This is a genomic window from Acidovorax delafieldii, assembly GCF_007993815.1.
GTDB classification, from domain to species: Bacteria; Pseudomonadota; Gammaproteobacteria; order Burkholderiales; family Burkholderiaceae_C; genus Acidovorax; species Acidovorax delafieldii.
On sequence record NZ_VJWE01000012.1, the window covers coordinates 457,284 to 473,823 of the forward strand.

Here is a 16,540-nt window from a genome sequence, read left to right on the forward strand (position 1 = left end):
CATCCATGCCATGCCATGACCGACCTGCCCACGCACATCCTCATCGTTGAAGACGAAGCCGATATCCGCCGCTTTGTGCGCCTGACGCTGGAGACCGAAGGCCACACCGTGCACGAGGCCGCGACCCTGCAGCGCGGCCTGATCGAGGCCGGTACCCGCCGCCCCGACCTGGTGGTGCTGGACCTGGGCCTGCCCGATGGGGATGGCGTCGATTTGATCCGAGACCTGCGCACCTGGTCGGCCATGCCCATCATCGTGCTCTCGGCCCGCAGCGCCGAGGCAAGCAAGATCGCGGCGCTGGATGCCGGCGCCGACGACTACCTGGTCAAACCCTTTGGCTCGGGCGAGCTGATGGCCCGCGTGCGCGCGCAGCTGCGGCGCAGCCAAAGGACATCCGGCGCCGAAGCCACACCCGTCATCCAGTTCGGCCCCATCACCGTAGACCTTGCCCGCCGTACGGTGGAGCGCCGCACGCAAAGCAATGGCGAAGGCGATGGCAGCGAGACCCTGCACCTCACGCCCATCGAATACAAGCTGCTCACCTACCTGGCCTCCCAGCCCGACCGCGTCATCACCCACGCCCAGCTGCTCAAAGCCGTGTGGGGCCCAGGCCATGCTGAAGACACGCACTACGTGCGCGTGCACATGGCCAACCTGCGCAAGAAGGTGGAGGACAACGCCTCCATGCCCCGGCACTTGCGGACTGAGGCGGGTATCGGGTACCGGTTCGTACCTTGACGCCAACTCACGAACTGCGTGCACCAGTGCAACGCAACGCACGCTCCCCCGCCACGCGCAGCCGCTCCTGCAGCGACGCGGGCGCCAGTACCTCAAACTCCACATCCAGCGCCATGAGCCAGAACACCAGCGCATCGCTGGCCGCGCATTCCAGCTGGCACTGCTGCCCATCGGCCAGCGTCGTGACCACACCGGCCGACTGCGGAATGCGCCGCGCCATTTCTGCATAAGGTGCATGCAGCACCACCCGCGCCTGGTCGGGGTGCGGCGCTGTAGTGATGGAGCGGGACACATACGCCTTGAGGTCGCCGCCGTCCGGCCCGGGGCGCGGCGGAAAATGCGCGCCGACTTCGGGCTTTGCCACCATGCGGTCGATGCGAAAGGTGCGCCAGTCGCCACGGTCGCAGTCCCACGCCACCAGGTACCAGCGCATGCCGGTGTGCACCACGCCCTGTGGCTCCACCGAGCGCTGGGTAGCGCGCCCCTTGCCGTCTTCGTACGAGAAGCCAAGCCGCAACTGGTCGCGGCAGGCAGATGCCAGCGTGGCCAGCAACGTGGCCTCCACCACGGGCCCGGTGCGGTCCAGCGGCAGGATGGTGGAGCGCAACGCGTCCACCTGCTCACGCAGCCGCAGGGGCATGACCTGCTCCAGTTTCACCAAGGCACGCAAGGCGGGCTCTTCAATGCCGCCCACGGCTCCCGCAGTGGCGGTGCGCAGCGCAATCGATACAGCCAGGGCTTCTTCATCGTCGAGCAGCAACGGGGGCAACGCCTGCCCCGCGCGAAAGGCATAGCCGCCCGCCACGCCACTGCTGGCCTGCACCGGGTAGCCCAGCTGGCGCAGGCGGTCGATGTCGCGCCGCAGCGTGCGCGGATGCACTTCCAGCCGCTCGGCCAGCTCGGGGCCCATCCAGTGGCTGCGGGTTTGCAACAGGGACAGCAGGCGCAACAGGCGTGTGGAAGAACTGAGCATGCCGCCACTGTACGTTGAATCGAGGACTGAAATTGTCCGCAATGGTTCTTACAGTGACTCCACCTTTTCTTCCATCACGACCAAGGAGTTTTCCATGTCCATCGTCCTTTACTGGCACCCCATGTCCAGCGCCACCCCGATTGCCTGCGCACTCACCGAGCTGTGCGTGCCCCACGAGCGCGTGAAGATCGACATCCGCACCGGCGAGCAGCGCCGCCCCGAATATCTCGCCCTGAACCCCAACGGCAAGGTCCCCACGCTGACGGTGGACGGTGCGCCCATGTTCGAGGCCCTGGCCATCCACCTGTGGCTGGGCCACCGCTACGGCATCGAGCGTGGCCTGTGGCCTGCCGCCGGCACGCCCGAGGCGCTGCAGGCGCTGTCGTGGTGCACCTGGGCGTACGTGACCTATGGCACGGTGCTGGTGCGCCTGCAGTTGGCCACTCAGGGCGAAGAGGCGCTGCGCAGCCCTGCCCATGCACAGGCAGCCACAGCGGGGCTGAACGACCTGCTCACCCTGCTGGATGCCCGCCTGGCCGCCCAGCCCTGGATGCTGGGCGCGGACTATTCGCTGGTGGATCTGGTGGTGGGCTCGGTGCTGGGCTACAGCGTGTACCTGGGTGCACCCGTCAATGCACACCCGCATGTGCAGGCCTGGCTGGCGCGGGTGCAGGCGCGCCCTGCGATGCAAATCGAGGCCTGAGAGGCTGAGAGTCTTTTATCCACGCCCGCCTTGCACGCCAAAAAGCCCCGGCTCTTCGTTGCAAATGCTCGCCATAGCCCGAGCTATGGCTGTGCTTTGCGCCTCGATCCGAGGCGTTTTCGCGCGCCTTTCGGGCTCGGCTAAAAAACTCTCAGCCTCTGAACGCGCAGTTGATCAACGCTGCTGCTACAGCAACACGATGTCGTACTGCTCCTGCCCCATCGCGCTTTCGGCCTGCAGCGAGATGGGCTTTTTGATGAAGTCCGAGAGGCCGGCCAGGTGCTGGCTTTCTTCGTCCAGGAACAGCTCCACCACCCGCGCGGACGCCACCACGCGGAACTCACGCGGGTTGAATTGGCGGGCTTCGCGCAGGATCTCGCGCAGGATGTCGTAGCACACGCTGCGCGCGGTTTTTACGCTGCCCTTGCCCTGGCACACCTCGCAGGGCTCGCACAGCATGTGTGCCAGTGATTCGCGGGTGCGCTTGCGCGTCATCTCCACCAGACCCAGTTGCGAGAAGGTGCCAGATGACATGGTCTTGACCCTGTCGCGGGCCAGCTGCTTTTTGAACTCCGACAGCACGGCCTGCTGGTGGTCGTCCCGCACCATGTCGATGAAGTCCACGATGATGATGCCGCCCAGGTTGCGCAGACGCAGCTGGCGCGCAATGGCTTGCGCGGCCTCCAGGTTGGTCTTGAAGATGGTGTCGTCAAAATTGCGCGCCCCCACGTAGCCGCCGGTGTTCACGTCGATGGTTGTGAGCGCCTCGGTCTGGTCCACGATGAGGTAACCACCCGATTTCAAATCGACCCGGCGGCCCAGGGCCTTGGCAACTTCCTCATCGATGGAGTACAGGTCAAAAATGGGCCGCTCGCCCTTGTAGTGCTGCAGCTTGCCAGCGGCTGCGGGCATGAACTCCTGTCCGAACGCGCGCAGGCGCTGGAACTGCTCCATCGAATCCAGGCGGATGGTCTGCGTGTGGTCGCCCACCAGATCGCGCAGCACGCGCTGCAGCAGGTCCAGGTCCTGGTGCAACAGCGACATGGCGGGCAGCTTGAGCGATGCCTCCTTGATGCGCGCCCAGGTCTTGCGCAGGTAGGCGATGTCTTCGGCCAGCTCGGCATCGGTGGAATCTTCGCCGTTGGTGCGCAGAATGAAGCCGCCGCCACCGCCCGTGGATTTGTCGCCTACCAGCGCCTGCAGCCGCGCGCGCAGCGCATCGCGCTCGGCGGGCGGGATCTTCTGCGACACGCCCACATGGTCGTCCTGCGGCAAAAACACCAGCAGGCGACCGGCAATGCTGATCTGCGTGGACAACCGCGCGCCCTTGGTGCCAATCGGGTCCTTGATGACCTGCACCATGAGCGCCTGGCCCTCGAACACCTGCTTTTCGATCGGTACCTGCGGCTCGTTCTTGCGGGCAAATGCGGGCGGCTCGCCATCGGGCTGGCGCTGCCACACGTCAGCCACGTGCAAGAAGGCGGCACGCTCCAGCCCGATGTCGATGAAGGCCGACTGCATGCCTGGCAGCACGCGCGAGACCTTGCCCAGATAGACATTGCCGACCAGACCGCGCTCCAGCGTACGCTCGATGTGCAGCTCCTGCACGGCGCCGTGCTCCACCACGGCCACCCGGGTTTCCTGGGGGGACCAATTGATCAGGATGTCTTGTTGCATGGCGTTGTTGTTGTCTTTGGTTGGCGTCGCTCAGATCGCAAAGCCCGCTGCGCGCAGCAGCTGCGCGGTCTCGTGCATCGGCAGCCCCATGATGCCCGAATAGCTGCCCGCCAGGTGCTCCACATAAGCCGCCGCCCGGCCCTGGATGCCGTAGGCGCCTGCCTTGCCCAGCGGCTCGCCCGTAGCCACATACGCCTCGATCTGCGCAGGTGCCATGGGCGCGAAAGTGACGCGCGATACCGACAGGGCCGTCAGCCGTTTGGTGCCTACCTGCAGAGCCACGGCGGTCAGCACGCGGTGCTCGTGCCCTGCCAGCTCGGTGAGCATGCGCGTCGCATGGGCGGCATCGTCTGGCTTGCCGTAGATGGTGCGGCCCAGGGCCACGGTGGTATCGGAACACAGGATGGGCGCATCCGGTAACTGGCGCCGTGCACGCCGGGCCACGGCCGCGTCGAGCTTGAGCGCCGTCACGCGCTCCACGTACGCTGTGGGCGCTTCGCCAGGCAGCACCACCTCGATGGCTTCAGCGTCTTCGGGCTCATCGCCATCCACGTTGGGCAGCAGCAGTTCGTGGCGCACGCCCAACTGTTCCAGCAACTGGCGGCGGCGCGGGCTCTGGGAGGCGAGGTAGATGAAGTCGGGCATGAACGGATTGTGAATAAAAATCGGCTAGGGATGTCCTGCATCACCCTCGCAAGTCGGTGGTAGTGCGGATCGGGATAGGCCGCAAGGCGTCTTTTTGCAGCCAATAGCCGGGCTATTGGCAAGAAAAGCAACGCAGCGGACTGCCCGAGGCCGCGCTATCACAGACCGCGGGGAGTGATGCAGGACATCCCATACGCTTATTCATCAAGCGCTAGCAGCTATGAAAACAGGAGTAGCACAGACCATCATCACAAAGGGTCTGCTTCATTCACGATGGTAAGGATGCCCGGCGTTCACCGACCAGGCGCGGTACAGCTGCTCGATGAGCAACACCCGCACCATGGCGTGGGGAAGGGTGAGGTCGGACAGGCGAATGCGTTCGTGCGCGGCCTGGCGAAAGGCGGGGTCCAGCCCGTCGGGGCCACCGATGACCAATGCCACATCGTCACCGCCCAGTTGCCAGCCCTTGAGCCGTTCGGCCAGGGCCTTGGTGGTGAGGTTGGTACCGCGCTCGTCCAGTGCCACCACGCGCGTGCCACGCGGAATGGCGGCTTCGATGCGCTCGCGCTCGGCGGCATAGAGCGTCTCCAGCGTCTTGGAGCCGCGCGGCTCGGTCTTGACGGCCTTGAGCTCGACCTTGAGTTCAGGTGGAAAACGTTTGGCGTAATCGTCGTACGCGGTCTGCGCCCAGTCGGGCACCCGCTGACCGACCGCCACTATCAGCAGCTTCATGGATCAACCTGGATGCGTGAGGGAGTCACCGCTGCCGCGCGCAAGCGATGGAGCGCGCGGCAGCTAAAACGGATCAGCCCTTGCTGCGAGCAGGTGCCTTCTTGGCCGCGGGCTTGGAGCCCGATGCGGAGGCTGGCTTGGCAGCTGCGCGCGCAGGGGACTTGGCAGCTGGCGACTTCTTGGCCGCAGGCTTCTTGGCGCCACCGGGCTTGACCACCACCGTCTTGACAGGGGTCTTGGTGGCTGCGGGCTTCTTGGTGGCAACTGCGCCAGTGGTCTTGCTGGCTGGCTTGGCGGTGCTTGTCTTGGCAGCCGATTTGGCAGGTGCAGCCTTGGCCGCAGTTTTTGCAGCGGGCTTGGGGGCTGTTTTGGCAGCAGTCTTCGCAGCGGTCTTGGCGACTGCCTTGACGGTGGCCTTGCCCGAACGGGCGGCTACGGTGGGGGCCGCCGCCTTCTTGGCGGGCGCCTTGCCTGCCGCCTTGGCGTCCGACTTGGCCGCCTTCTGGGCCGACTTCTTCTCGGCCAACTCTGTGGCCGCGCTGGACACCGGCTTGGCTGCGCCGAGCTTCAGGCGCACGGGGGTGTCGCCCCACAGCTCTTCCAGGCGGTAGTACTGGCGGATGGCCGGTTGCATGATGTGAGCCACAGCCGCGCCACAGTCCACGATGATCCATTCGCCGTTGTCTTCGCCTTCGATGCGGGGCTTGGAGAACCCAGCCTCCTTGACCGCGTCGCGTACGCTGGCGGCCAGGGCCTTGGTCTGGCGGTTGGAGGTGCCCGATGCCACGATCACCCGTTCAAACAGCGGCGAGAGATGCTCGGTGTTGAAGACCTGGATGTCTTGCGCCTTGACGTCTTCCAGGCCATCAACAATGGCGCGCTGGAGTTTGGTGACGTCTTTTTTGGCAGCGGTTTCCGATTTGGTGGAGGTGGTCATCAGGCGGTGAATAGAGAGGGAATGGAATCAATATAGCGTGCAACGCATCGCGCAGCCAGCGGGCTGGGCCTTGAGTGTTGCGCGGGTGTTGTGCTGGAGCGCTGCAGCAATATGAGGTGATTTTGACCTCTTGCGCTCATGTGAAAAGCGCTGGCAGCTATTGAAATTATAGCTTTTGTGTTTTTCAGGCCATTGACTGCGCTGCGCCAAGGCCTTCAGTCAGCCAGTCGCGCCGCACCAAAAAGCGCTGCGTGAGGTCGGCTTCGGCCGAATCGGCTGCGTCAGAGCGCTGGTAAGACCAAGACACGAGCGGCGGCATGGACAGCAAAATGGACTCGGTTCGCCCGCCCGACTGCAGGCCAAAGTGTGTACCCCGATCCCACACCAGGTTGAACTCGACATAGCGGCCCCGGCGATACAGCTGGAAGTCGCGTTCGCGCTCGCCGTAGGGCATGCCCCGACGTTTCTCGACGATGGGCAGGTAGGCGCCCAGAAAGGCATCGCCCACCGACTGCGTCATCGCCAGGCTTTGTTCAAAGCCCAGCTCCGAGAAATCGTCATAGAACACGCCGCCCACGCCGCGCTGCTCGCTGCGATGCTTGAGATAAAAGTACTCGTCGCACCATTGCTTGAAGCGGGGGTACTTGTCGTCGCCAAAGGCGCTGAGCGCATCGCGGCAGGTGCGGTGAAAGTGCACCGCATCCTCTTCAAACCCGTAGTAAGGCGTGAGGTCCATGCCGCCGCCAAACCAGCAGGTGGGCGCCTGACCGGGGTGGCCGGCGGCGATCATGCGCACGTTCATGTGCACCGTGGGCACATACGGGTTGCGCGGGTGGAACACCAGCGACACGCCCATGGCCTCGAACGGCGCACCCGCCAGCTCGGGCCGGTGCTGCGTGGCCGAAGGCGGCAGCTGCGGGCCGCGTACGTGGCTGAAGCCGCAACCCGCGCGCTCGAACACGCGGCCGCCTTCCATGATCTTGGTGATGCCGTCACCCTGCAGCGGCTCGCCGGGCGGCTTGCTCCAGGCATCGGCCAGAAAGCGTGCGCCGCCCTCGCCTTCAGCGGCTTCCACGGCTTCCAGCGCATCGGTGATGCGGGCCTGAAGGCCCACCAAGTAGCCGCGCACGCGGGTCACCGTGTCGGAGGAGTTCAAGGTCTGAGCGTCTGCCATCAGCTCTTCAGGGCACGGAAGCCAATGTCGCGGCGGTACTGCGCGCCATCAAACTGGATGCCGCGTGCCACGTCATACGCACGCTGCTGCGCCTGCTTGACGCTGTCGGCCAGCACCGTCACACACAACACCCGGCCACCGGTCACGCTGACCACACCATCCTTCAGCTGCGTGCCCGCATGGAACACCACGGCATCGTCCGCCTCAGCCGGCAGGCCAGTGATGGGGTCACCCTTGCGCGGATTCTCCGGGTAGCCATGGGCGGCCATGACCACGCCCAGCGCGGTGCGGCGGTCCCATTGCAGCTCCATCTGGTCGAGCTTGCCGTCAGCGGCAGCGGCCATCACATCGCTGAAATCGCTTTTCAGGCGCATGAGGATGGGTTGCGTCTCGGGGTCGCCCATGCGGCAGTTGAATTCGAGCGTCTTGGGCTGGCCCTTGGCGTCGATCATCAGGCCCGCATACAAAAAGCCGGTGTAAGGAATGCCGTCCTTTTCCATGCCACGGATCGTGGGCAGGATGATCTCGCGCATGGCGCGGGCATGCACATCGGCCGTGACCACGGGCGCGGGCGAGTAAGCACCCATGCCGCCGGTGTTGGGGCCTTCATCGCCGTCCTTCAGGCGCTTGTGGTCCTGGCTGGTGGCCAGGGCCAGCACGTTCTTGCCGTCGCACAGCACGATGAAGCTGGCTTCCTCGCCTTCGAGGAACTCCTCGATCACGACCCGCGCGCCGCCTTCGTTGTGCGTCACGCCGTATTTGTTGTCCACCAGCATGAAGTCCACGGCGTCATGTGCTTCCTGAAGCGTCATCGCCACGACGACGCCCTTGCCCGCTGCCAGGCCGTCGGCCTTGATGACGATGGGTGCACCCAGCCGGTCCACAAACGCGTGGGCGGCGACCGGGTCGGTGAAGGTGTCGTAGTCGGCCGTGGGGATGCCATGGCGGCGCATGAAGGCCTTAGAGAAGGCCTTGGAGCTTTCGAGCTGTGCTGCCGCCTTGGTGGGGCCGAAGATGCGCAGGCCGTTGGCACGGAACTCATCGACCACGCCAGCCGCCAGTGGGGCCTCGGGGCCGACCACCGTCAATGCGATCTTCTCGGCCTGGGCCCACGCGCGCAGTTCGCGCACGTCGGAGATCGCCACGTTTTCGAGCTTGGGGTTCAGGGCCGTGCCACCGTTGCCGGGTGCCACAAACACCTTGGTCACCTTGGGGGACTGGCTCAGTTTCCACGCCATCGCGTGTTCACGGCCGCCGCCACCAATCACAAGTACTTTCATAGGAACCTTTGGTGAACCCTGCCCACAGCGCTGCGCTGTTGGACGGGACTCGGGGGAATATCAGTCGGAAAACAAGTCAGGGCAAGAAAAAAGCGGTGCCCCACTGGCGCAGAGTCACAGCGCCGCGTTGTGGTAGACCTCCTGGGTGTCGTCCAGGTCTTCCAGCACATCCAGCAGCTTCTGCATCTTGGCGGCGTCTTCGCCGGTCAGCTCGATCGTGTTTTCGGGCCGCATGGTCACGCCCGCCACTTCGGCCGTCAGGCCTGCGGCCTCCAGCGCGTTCTTTACCGCTTCAAAGTCGGCTGGGGCGGTCAGCACCTCCACCGCGCCGTCTTCGTCGGTCACCACGTCTTCAGCGCCTGCCTCCAGCGCCACTTCCATCACCTTGTCTTCGCTGGTGCCGGGGGCAAAAATCAGCTGGCCGCAGTGCTTGAACTGGAACACCACCGAGCCTTCGGTGCCCATGTTGCCTCCATGCTTGCTGAACGCGTGGCGCACTTCGGCCACGGTGCGCACGCGGTTGTCGGTCATGGTGTCGATCATGATGGCTGCGCCGCCAATGCCATAGCCTTCGTAGCGGATTTCTTCGTAGGTCAGGCCTTCGGCGTTGCCCGTGGCCTTGTCGATGTTGTACTTGATGCGGTCGGCGGGCATGTTGGCCGCCTTGGCCTTGTCCACCGCCAGGCGCAGGCGGGGGTTGGCTGACAGGTCGCCGCCACCGGCACGGGCGGCCACAGTGATTTCACGAATGATGCGGGTCCAGATCTTGCCGCGTTTTTCATCCTGGCGCCCTTTGCGGTGCTGGATATTCGCCCATTTACTGTGTCCTGCCACGAGAAGTCCTTTTGTATTGATTTAATCTAGTCGGTGGATTTTACTTTTTGCCGAACCCGTACCCCCGAGGAAACCCGAAATGGCCGAACCCCTGCTGATTGCCAAGCACGACACGATTGAATGCCACCTGCTTCCCGGCCTGGCCAACCGCCACGGGCTCATCACCGGAGCCACCGGCACGGGCAAGACCGTCACCCTGCAGACCCTGGCTGAGAACTTCTCGCGCATCGGCGTGCCAGTATTCATGGCCGATGTGAAGGGCGATCTCACGGGCGCCAGCCAGCCCGGCAAGATTGGCGACAAGCTGGCCGGCGTACTCAAGGAGCGGGGCCTGGACCTGCCCACGCCCCTGGCCTGCCCCACCACGCTGTGGGATGTGTTTGGCGAACAGGGCCACCCCGTGCGCGCCACCATCTCCGACATGGGCCCGCTGCTGCTGGGCCGCATGCTCAACCTGAACGAAACCCAGCTGGGCGTGCTCAACCTGGTGTTCAAGATTGCCGATGACAACGGCCTGCTGCTGCTGGACCTGAAGGACCTGCGCGCCATGCTGCAATATGTGGGCGACAACGCCAAGGACTTCACCACCGAGTACGGCAACGTGAGTGCCGCCAGCGTGGGCGCCATCCAGCGCGGCCTGCTGCAGATCGAGCAGCAAGGCGGCACGCAGTTCTTCGGCGAGCCCATGCTCAACATCCAGGACTTCATGCAGACCGTGGACGGCCATGGCGTGGTGAACATCCTGGCGGCCGACAAGCTCATGAATTCGCCGCGCCTGTATGCCACCTTCCTCTTGTGGATGCTGTCCGAGCTGTTCGAGCAGCTGCCTGAGATCGGCGACCCCGAGCAGCCCAAACTGGTGTTCTTCTTCGACGAAGCCCACTTGCTGTTCAACGAAGCGCCCAAGGTGCTCATTGAGCGCATTGAGCTGGTGGTGCGCCTGGTGCGCTCCAAGGGCGTGGGCGTGTACTTTGTCACGCAGAACCCGCTCGACATCCCCGATAGCGTGCTGGCGCAGCTGGGCAACCGCGTGCAGCACGCGCTGCGCGCCTTCACCCCCCGCGACCAAAAGGCCGTGAAGGCCACGGCCACCACCATGCGGCAGAAACCGGGGCTGGACATTGAAACCGCCATCACCGAGCTGGCCGTGGGCGAGGCGCTGGTGAGCTTTCTGGACGCCAAGGGCCGCCCCAGCGTGACCGAGCGCGTGTTTGTATTGCCTCCCGGCAGCCAGTTGGGCCCCATCACCCCGCAGCAGCGCCAGGCCCTGATGGCCAGTTCTCTGGTCGCGGGTGTGTATGAAAAGGCGGTGGACCGCGAGTCGGCCTACGAAAAACTCAAGGGCCGCGCCGCCGAAGCCGGCGGGCAGGCGGGTAACGCAGCGGGCGGGGGCAACGGCAAGGTGGCCACCGGTGCGCCCGCCGAAGAAGGCGGCGGCCTGCTGGGTGGGCTGAACGACGTGCTGTTTGGCAGCACCGGCCCGCGCGGCGGCAAACGCGACGGCCTGGCGCAGACCATGGCCAAGTCCGCCGTGCGCACCATGGGCACCACGATCGGCAAGGAGATTTTGCGGGGCGTGCTCGGCGGCATCTTTGGCGGCGGCAGCAAGCGCCGCTGACGCCGTTGGGACGGCGCCCGGCGTCATAGACGGGCGCCACAACACGCCTGCGCCCCTGGCGGCTTGCCTCCCCTGCCAAAGCGCACCCCCAAGCGCCTGTGACTGTTTGGCGACACTGCGCAATTCGTCACAAATCAGTCACATGACCGCCGTGAAATCGCCATACACAACAACAAAAAGAAGGAGGGACGATGACACGCATTGAAAACGTTCTGCTGCGCTGGGGCGGCAAGGTCATGCTGCTGGCCATTGGGGTGTGGGTGGCAGCCATCCTCGGGATCTTTGCAGGCGCCTGGCGCCTGCGCTGGCCCTGGGTTCTGTACTTCATTGCCACCGTGATATTCACGGCGCTGGTGATCCAGTGGACCAACGCAGTGCGCCAGCGCTACATCCGCGAGGCTCCCCTGCCCCGCTTTCTGCAGCGCAAGCTGCGCGAAACCTACCCCCACCTGAGCACCCGCGACTGTGAGCTGGTGGAACGCGGCCTTCGCCAGTTCTTCATGGCCTGCCTGCGCAGCAACCAGCAGTTTGTGGCCATGCCCTCCAAGGCGGTCGATGCGCTGTGGCACGAATTCATCCTGCACACGCAGGCGTACAAACTGTGGTGCCAGAACGCACTGGGTTTCTTTTTGCACCACACACCCGCCGAGGCGCTGGGCCACAAGGCGCGCCACAACGACGGCCTGCGCCGCTGCTGGTACTGGGTGTGCAAGGAAGAATCCATCGACCCCAAGGCGCCCAGCCGCCTGCCCCTGCTGTTTGCACTGGACGCCAAGTTCGCGATTGCCGGAGGCTTCAGCTACGTGCCCGACTGCTCCGACATTGCCCGCAAAAGCGACGCGGGCGGCAGCGGCGGCGACAGCTACTGCGGCACCAGTTTTTCGGACGGCAGCTACAGCGGCAGCTCGGGCGACTTTGGCGGTGCCGAGAGTTCGGATGCAGGCAGTGACGGCGGCGGGGATGGCGGGGGCGACGGCGGCGGTTGTGGTGGCGGCGGGGACTGAGCGCCTGGTCCACCGGCCCCACGGGCGGCACAACGCCAACCCCAATCACTCTCTTTTTGATAGCTACCCAGGCATGATGCACTAGCGCATGCAGCCAAAATGGCCTGAAATCACGCCCAGTCACCCAGGCGACGACCGGGCCTGCACCCACCGGTCTACAGTGGCACCCCATGAACACCCTCACCTGCTTTTCCCTCAGCATCACTGACCACGTGGCCCATCTGGTTCTGAACAAACCCGAGGCCATGAACACCATGCATCCCACCTTCTGGCGCGAGCTGGACGCGGTGCTGGCCCAGCTGCACCAGGCGGGCGAGGCGCGGGCGCTGGTCATCAGCAGCACCGGCAAACATTTCAGCGCCGGGATGGCGCTGGAGACCTTTGGCGGCGCCATCACGATGGACGACCAGAGCCCCGAAGGCCGGGCCGCCATCTTCGACCTGCTGACCGACATGCAGGCCACCTTCACCCGCATCGACAACCTGCGCATCCCCGTGATCATGGCCATCCACGGCGGCTGCATCGGCGGCGCGGTGGACATGGTCACCGCAGGCTGCATCCGCTATGCCACGCAGGATGCGTTCTTCTGCATCCAGGAGATCAACATCGGCATGGTGGCCGACGTGGGCACGCTGCAGCGCCTGCCCAAGCTCATTCCGCTGGGTGTGGTCAAAGAACTGGCCTACACCGGCCGCCGCCTGAGCGCCGCCAAGGCCCTGGACTATGGCCTGGTCAACGAGGTGTTCGACACGCAAGAGGCCATGCTGGCTGCCGCGCTGCAGTGCGCCAAAGAGATCGCGTCCAAACCCCCGGTGGCCATCTGGGGCACCAAGCAGGCCGTGAACTACGCGCGCGACCACAGCGTGGAAGACAGCCTGCGCCAGATGGGCTGGCTGCAAGGCGCCATCTGGAGCAACCAGCATGTGCGCGAATCCGTCACGGCCATGAAGCAAAAACGCGCGGGCGAGTTCCCGGCGCTCACACCGCTGCAACGGTTCAGCGAGCTGGGCTGAGCGCCGTCGGGCCGCGCCATGCGGCCCGAATTGTGGTGCGCGCACGGGCATGTGCCACATCAAAATGTATAGCTGCCCAGGCATGCAGCACTAGCGCTTGCAAGCCCTTTTGCTTGAAATGGCGAGGCAAAGGGCTATCATCAGGTCTTAAGGGGTTTGACCGTCTTCCAGCCCTGTCCACAAGGATGCCGCCACCATGACGCTGCCCAGCCTGACCCCACCCACCTATGACGATGTGGCCGCTGCCGCGCACCGGCTCAAGGGCATGGCGCACCGCACCCCCGTGCTGCGCTCCAGCACCGCCGACGAGCGGCTGGGCGCGCAGCTGTTCTTCAAGTGCGAGAACCTGCAGCGCACCGGCGCCTTCAAGTTCCGGGGCGCGTTCAATACCCTGGCCCAGTTCACCGATGAGCAGCGCGAACACGGTGTGCTCGCCTTCTCGGCGGGCAACCACGCGCAGGCCATTGCACTGTCGGCCCGGCTGCTGGACATGCCTGCCGCCATCGTCATGCCCGAGGACGCCCCCGCCTCCAAGATGGCCGCCACGCGCGACTATGGCGCCCAGGTCGTCACCTACAACCGCTACACCGAAGACCGCGAGGCCATCAGCCGCCGCCTGGCGCTGGAGCGCGGCATGACGCTGGTCCCCCCGTTCGACCACCCCCATGTGATCGCGGGCCAGGGCACGGCGGCCAAGGAGCTTTTTGAAGAAATGCCCGACCTGGACTACCTCTTCGTCTGCGTCGGTGGTGGCGGCCTGCTTGCGGGCAGCCTGCTGGCCGCCGAGGCCCTGGCTCCGCAATGCCGGGTGGTGGGGGTGGAGCCCGCAGCGGGCAACGACGGCCAGCAGTCGGTCAAGGCCGGGCATGTCGTGCAGATCCCCACGCCCCACACCATTGCCGACGGCGCACAAACCCAGGCGCTGGGCCAGCTCACCTTCCCCATCATCCAGCGCTTGGCCGACGACATGGTCACCGCCACCGACGAGCAGCTGGTCGAGTCCCTGCGCTTTTTTGCCGAGCGCATGAAGATCGTGGTCGAGCCCACAGGCGCCCTGGCATTCGCCGGGGCCCAGCATGGCAACGTGGACATCCATGGCGCGCGCGTCGGCATTCTCATCAGCGGTGGCAACGTCGATTTGTCGCGCCTGGCACGGTTTCTGGCAGACTAGCCCCCACTTTTTCACTCACCGCGCGGCAGAGCGTGCCTGATCATCAGCGCAAAGGCCTCTGCCCTTCTCCTTTCAGGTTCCCCATGAGCAACGTCACCGTCATTACCCACCCCCTCGTCCAGCACAAGCTCACGCTGATGCGCAAGAAAGACGCCAGCACCAACAGCTTTCGCCGCCTGCTGGGCGAGCTGTCCACGCTGATGGCGTACGAAGTGACCCGCGACATGCCGCTGCAGGATGTGCAGATCGAAACCCCGCTGGAGACCATGACCGGCAAGATGATCGATGGCAAGAAGCTGGTGCTGGTCTCCATCCTGCGTGCGGGCAACGGCTTTCTGGACGGCATGCTCAACGTGGTGCCCGGCGCCCGCGTGGGCCACATCGGCCTGTACCGCGACCCGGCCACGCTGCAGCCCGTGGAGTACTACTTCAAGATGCCGTCCGAAATGGACGAGCGCGACATCATCGTGGTGGACCCGATGCTGGCCACAGGCAACTCGGCCGCCGCCTGCGTGGACCGCCTCAAGAAGCTCAACCCCCGCTCCATCAAGTTCGTCTGCCTGCTGGCCGCCCCTGAAGGCGTGGCCACGCTGCAGAAGGCGCACCCCGACGTGCCCATCTTCACCGCCGCCATCGACCGCGAGCTGAACGACCACGGCTACATCCTGCCGGGCCTGGGCGATGCGGGTGACCGAATTTTTGGCACCAAATAAGCGCACACCGGCAGCGCCCGTGCACCAGCCACCGCAGGGCCTGCCGCCCAGCGGTGGCTTTTTTTTCATCACCGGGTCTCTCTGCGTTGCGTAACAGCCCATCGGGAGCCCTACCCTGGTGGGGTGCCCCAGTCTGATTTCAGCATGCGCTGGACCCATGCACCATTTTTTTACCAACTGGTGGCTTTCCTCTGGCAGACTTGCCGCTGGTTTGCAGTTACACAGCCACCGACTGGCGCGCTCCTTGCTTGGTAGCAGCACACCCAACCTCCTTGTTTGCTTGTCTGAAGGAACTCCACCATGACCACTCGCCGCATCTTCACCGGACGCCTGCTCTGCACCTCCATGGCCCTCTCGGCCGCCATGGCGATGGCGCCCTCTTTGGCCTTCGCGCAGTCCAAGATCAAGGTCGCGGCGATCTACACGGTGCCTTTTGAACAGCAATGGGTCAGCCGCATCCACAAGGCCCTCAAGGCCGCCGAGGCACGTGGCGAGATCGAATACAAGGCCAGCGAAAACGTGAGCAACGCCGACTACGAACGCGTGATGCGCGAGTACGCCACCGGCGGCAACCAGCTCATCGTGGGCGAGGCCTTTGCGGTAGAAGCCGCCGCCCGCAAGGTGGCCAAGGACTTCCCCAAGACTTCGTTCCTGCTCGGCTCCTCCGGCAAGCCGCAGGCGCCCAACTTCAGCGTGTTCGACAACTACATCCAGGAGCCCGCTTACCTCAGCGGCATGGTGGCTGGCGGCATGACCAAGACCAACAAGATCGGCATGGTGGGCGGCTTCCCCATCCCCGAAGTCAACCGCCTGATGCACGCCTTCATGGCGGGCGCCAAGGAGACCAACCCCAAGGTCGAGTTCACCATCACCTTCATCAACAGCTGGTTTGACCCACCCAAGGCCAAGGAAGCCACCTTCGCCATGATCGACAAGGGCGCCGACGTGCTCTACGCCGAGCGCTTTGGCGTGAGCGACGCGGCCAAGGAGAAAGGCAAGCTCGCCATCGGCAACGTGATCAATACGCAAGAGCAGTACCCCGACACCGTGGTGGCATCGGCCCTGTGGCACATGGAGCCCAGCATCGAGCGCGCGCTCAAGCTGGTCAAGGACGGCAAATTCACCGCCGAGGACTACGGCCCGTATTCGATGATGAAGCACAAGGGCTCCGAACTCGCGCCCCTGGGCACCTTCGAGAAGAAGGTGCCGGCCGACATCGTCGCCAAGGTCAAGGCAAAGGAGGCCGACATCCTGGCCGGCAAGTTCACCGTGAAGGTGGACGACAGCCAGCCCAAGTCCACGGCCAAGTAAGCACCGGTGCAGCGGGC

Annotated in this window: 16 protein-coding genes; 8 read left to right on the plus strand and 8 right to left on the minus strand. The window is 64.9% G+C overall.

What is annotated here, in order from left to right; translation table 11 throughout:
• Nucleotides 1-15 precede the first annotated feature (15 nt).
• Entirely contained in the window at nt 16-738 is a 723-nt protein-coding gene (locus tag ATF69_RS11440; RefSeq protein WP_146871019.1) for a response regulator, read from the plus strand.
• Between the two features lie 7 nt (nt 739-745).
• Here ATF69_RS11440 and ATF69_RS11445 read toward each other — a convergent pair whose 3' ends face one another.
• Complete coding sequence (locus ATF69_RS11445; RefSeq protein ID WP_146871020.1) at nt 746-1,711, minus strand: helix-turn-helix transcriptional regulator; 966 nt, start codon at nt 1,709-1,711, stop codon at nt 746-748.
• 94 nt (nt 1,712-1,805) lie between these two features.
• On the opposite strand from ATF69_RS11445, the gene ATF69_RS11450 reads away from it, so the two are divergent.
• Nucleotides 1,806-2,414: a glutathione S-transferase family protein gene (locus ATF69_RS11450; RefSeq protein WP_146871021.1), complete on the plus strand. Its 609-nt coding sequence runs from the start codon at nt 1,806-1,808 to the stop codon at nt 2,412-2,414.
• Nucleotides 2,415-2,600: 186 nt separating this feature from the next.
• On the opposite strand, the gene rng is transcribed toward ATF69_RS11450, so the two are convergent.
• The 7 genes from rng to ATF69_RS11485 all read right to left on the minus strand — a co-directional run bounded on the left by rng (nt 2,601) and on the right by ATF69_RS11485 (nt 9,693).
• A complete protein-coding gene (gene rng / locus ATF69_RS11455; RefSeq protein ID WP_056062322.1) occupies nt 2,601-4,091 on the minus strand; it encodes a ribonuclease G in 1,491 nt (496 codons plus the stop codon).
• 30 nt (nt 4,092-4,121) lie between these two features.
• Nucleotides 4,122-4,736: a Maf family protein gene (locus tag ATF69_RS11460; RefSeq protein ID WP_146871022.1), complete on the minus strand. Its 615-nt coding sequence runs from the start codon at nt 4,734-4,736 to the stop codon at nt 4,122-4,124.
• A gap of 264 nt (nt 4,737-5,000) precedes the next feature.
• A complete protein-coding gene (rlmH, locus tag ATF69_RS11465) occupies nt 5,001-5,468 on the minus strand; it encodes a 23S rRNA (pseudouridine(1915)-N(3))-methyltransferase RlmH (protein ID WP_007858784.1) in 468 nt (155 codons plus the stop codon).
• Between the two features lie 73 nt (nt 5,469-5,541).
• The gene (gene rsfS, locus ATF69_RS11470) at nt 5,542-6,405 is read right to left on the minus strand and encodes a ribosome silencing factor (protein ID WP_056746041.1); all 864 of its coding nucleotides are present in this window, start codon (nt 6,403-6,405) and stop codon (nt 5,542-5,544) included.
• Nucleotides 6,406-6,589: 184 nt separating this feature from the next.
• The gene (gene hemF, locus ATF69_RS11475; RefSeq protein WP_099730118.1) at nt 6,590-7,579 is read right to left on the minus strand and encodes an oxygen-dependent coproporphyrinogen oxidase; all 990 of its coding nucleotides are present in this window, start codon (nt 7,577-7,579) and stop codon (nt 6,590-6,592) included.
• Entirely contained in the window at nt 7,579-8,859 is a 1,281-nt protein-coding gene (gene purD / locus ATF69_RS11480) for a phosphoribosylamine--glycine ligase (protein WP_056062310.1), read from the minus strand. The genes hemF and purD overlap by 1 nt, the downstream gene beginning before the upstream one ends.
• Before the next feature lie 114 nt (nt 8,860-8,973).
• Nucleotides 8,974-9,693 carry a YebC/PmpR family DNA-binding transcriptional regulator gene (locus tag ATF69_RS11485; protein WP_015014275.1) on the minus strand — a complete coding sequence of 240 codons (720 nt, stop codon included), beginning with the start codon at nt 9,691-9,693 and terminating at the stop codon, nt 8,974-8,976.
• Nucleotides 9,694-9,772: 79 nt separating this feature from the next.
• On the opposite strand from ATF69_RS11485, the gene ATF69_RS11490 reads away from it, so the two are divergent.
• The 6 genes from ATF69_RS11490 (at nt 9,773) to ATF69_RS11515 (ending at nt 16,523) form a co-directional block, all read left to right on the plus strand.
• Nucleotides 9,773-11,311, plus strand: a complete 1,539-nt coding sequence (locus tag ATF69_RS11490; RefSeq protein ID WP_146871023.1) for a helicase HerA-like domain-containing protein — start codon at nt 9,773-9,775, stop codon at nt 11,309-11,311.
• 191 nt (nt 11,312-11,502) lie between these two features.
• Entirely contained in the window at nt 11,503-12,315 is an 813-nt protein-coding gene (locus ATF69_RS11495; RefSeq protein WP_146871024.1) for a glycine-rich domain-containing protein, read from the plus strand.
• 170 nt (nt 12,316-12,485) lie between these two features.
• A complete protein-coding gene (locus tag ATF69_RS11500; RefSeq protein ID WP_146871025.1) occupies nt 12,486-13,328 on the plus strand; it encodes an enoyl-CoA hydratase-related protein in 843 nt (280 codons plus the stop codon).
• Between the two features lie 196 nt (nt 13,329-13,524).
• On the plus strand, nt 13,525-14,499 hold the full coding sequence (locus tag ATF69_RS11505) for a threo-3-hydroxy-L-aspartate ammonia-lyase (RefSeq protein WP_146871026.1): 975 nt from the start codon (nt 13,525-13,527) through the stop codon (nt 14,497-14,499).
• 83 nt (nt 14,500-14,582) lie between these two features.
• Complete coding sequence (upp, locus tag ATF69_RS11510; RefSeq protein ID WP_056062295.1) at nt 14,583-15,212, plus strand: uracil phosphoribosyltransferase; 630 nt, start codon at nt 14,583-14,585, stop codon at nt 15,210-15,212.
• A gap of 300 nt (nt 15,213-15,512) precedes the next feature.
• A complete protein-coding gene (locus ATF69_RS11515) occupies nt 15,513-16,523 on the plus strand; it encodes a BMP family protein (protein ID WP_056062290.1) in 1,011 nt (336 codons plus the stop codon).
• Nucleotides 16,524-16,540 lie beyond the last annotated feature (17 nt).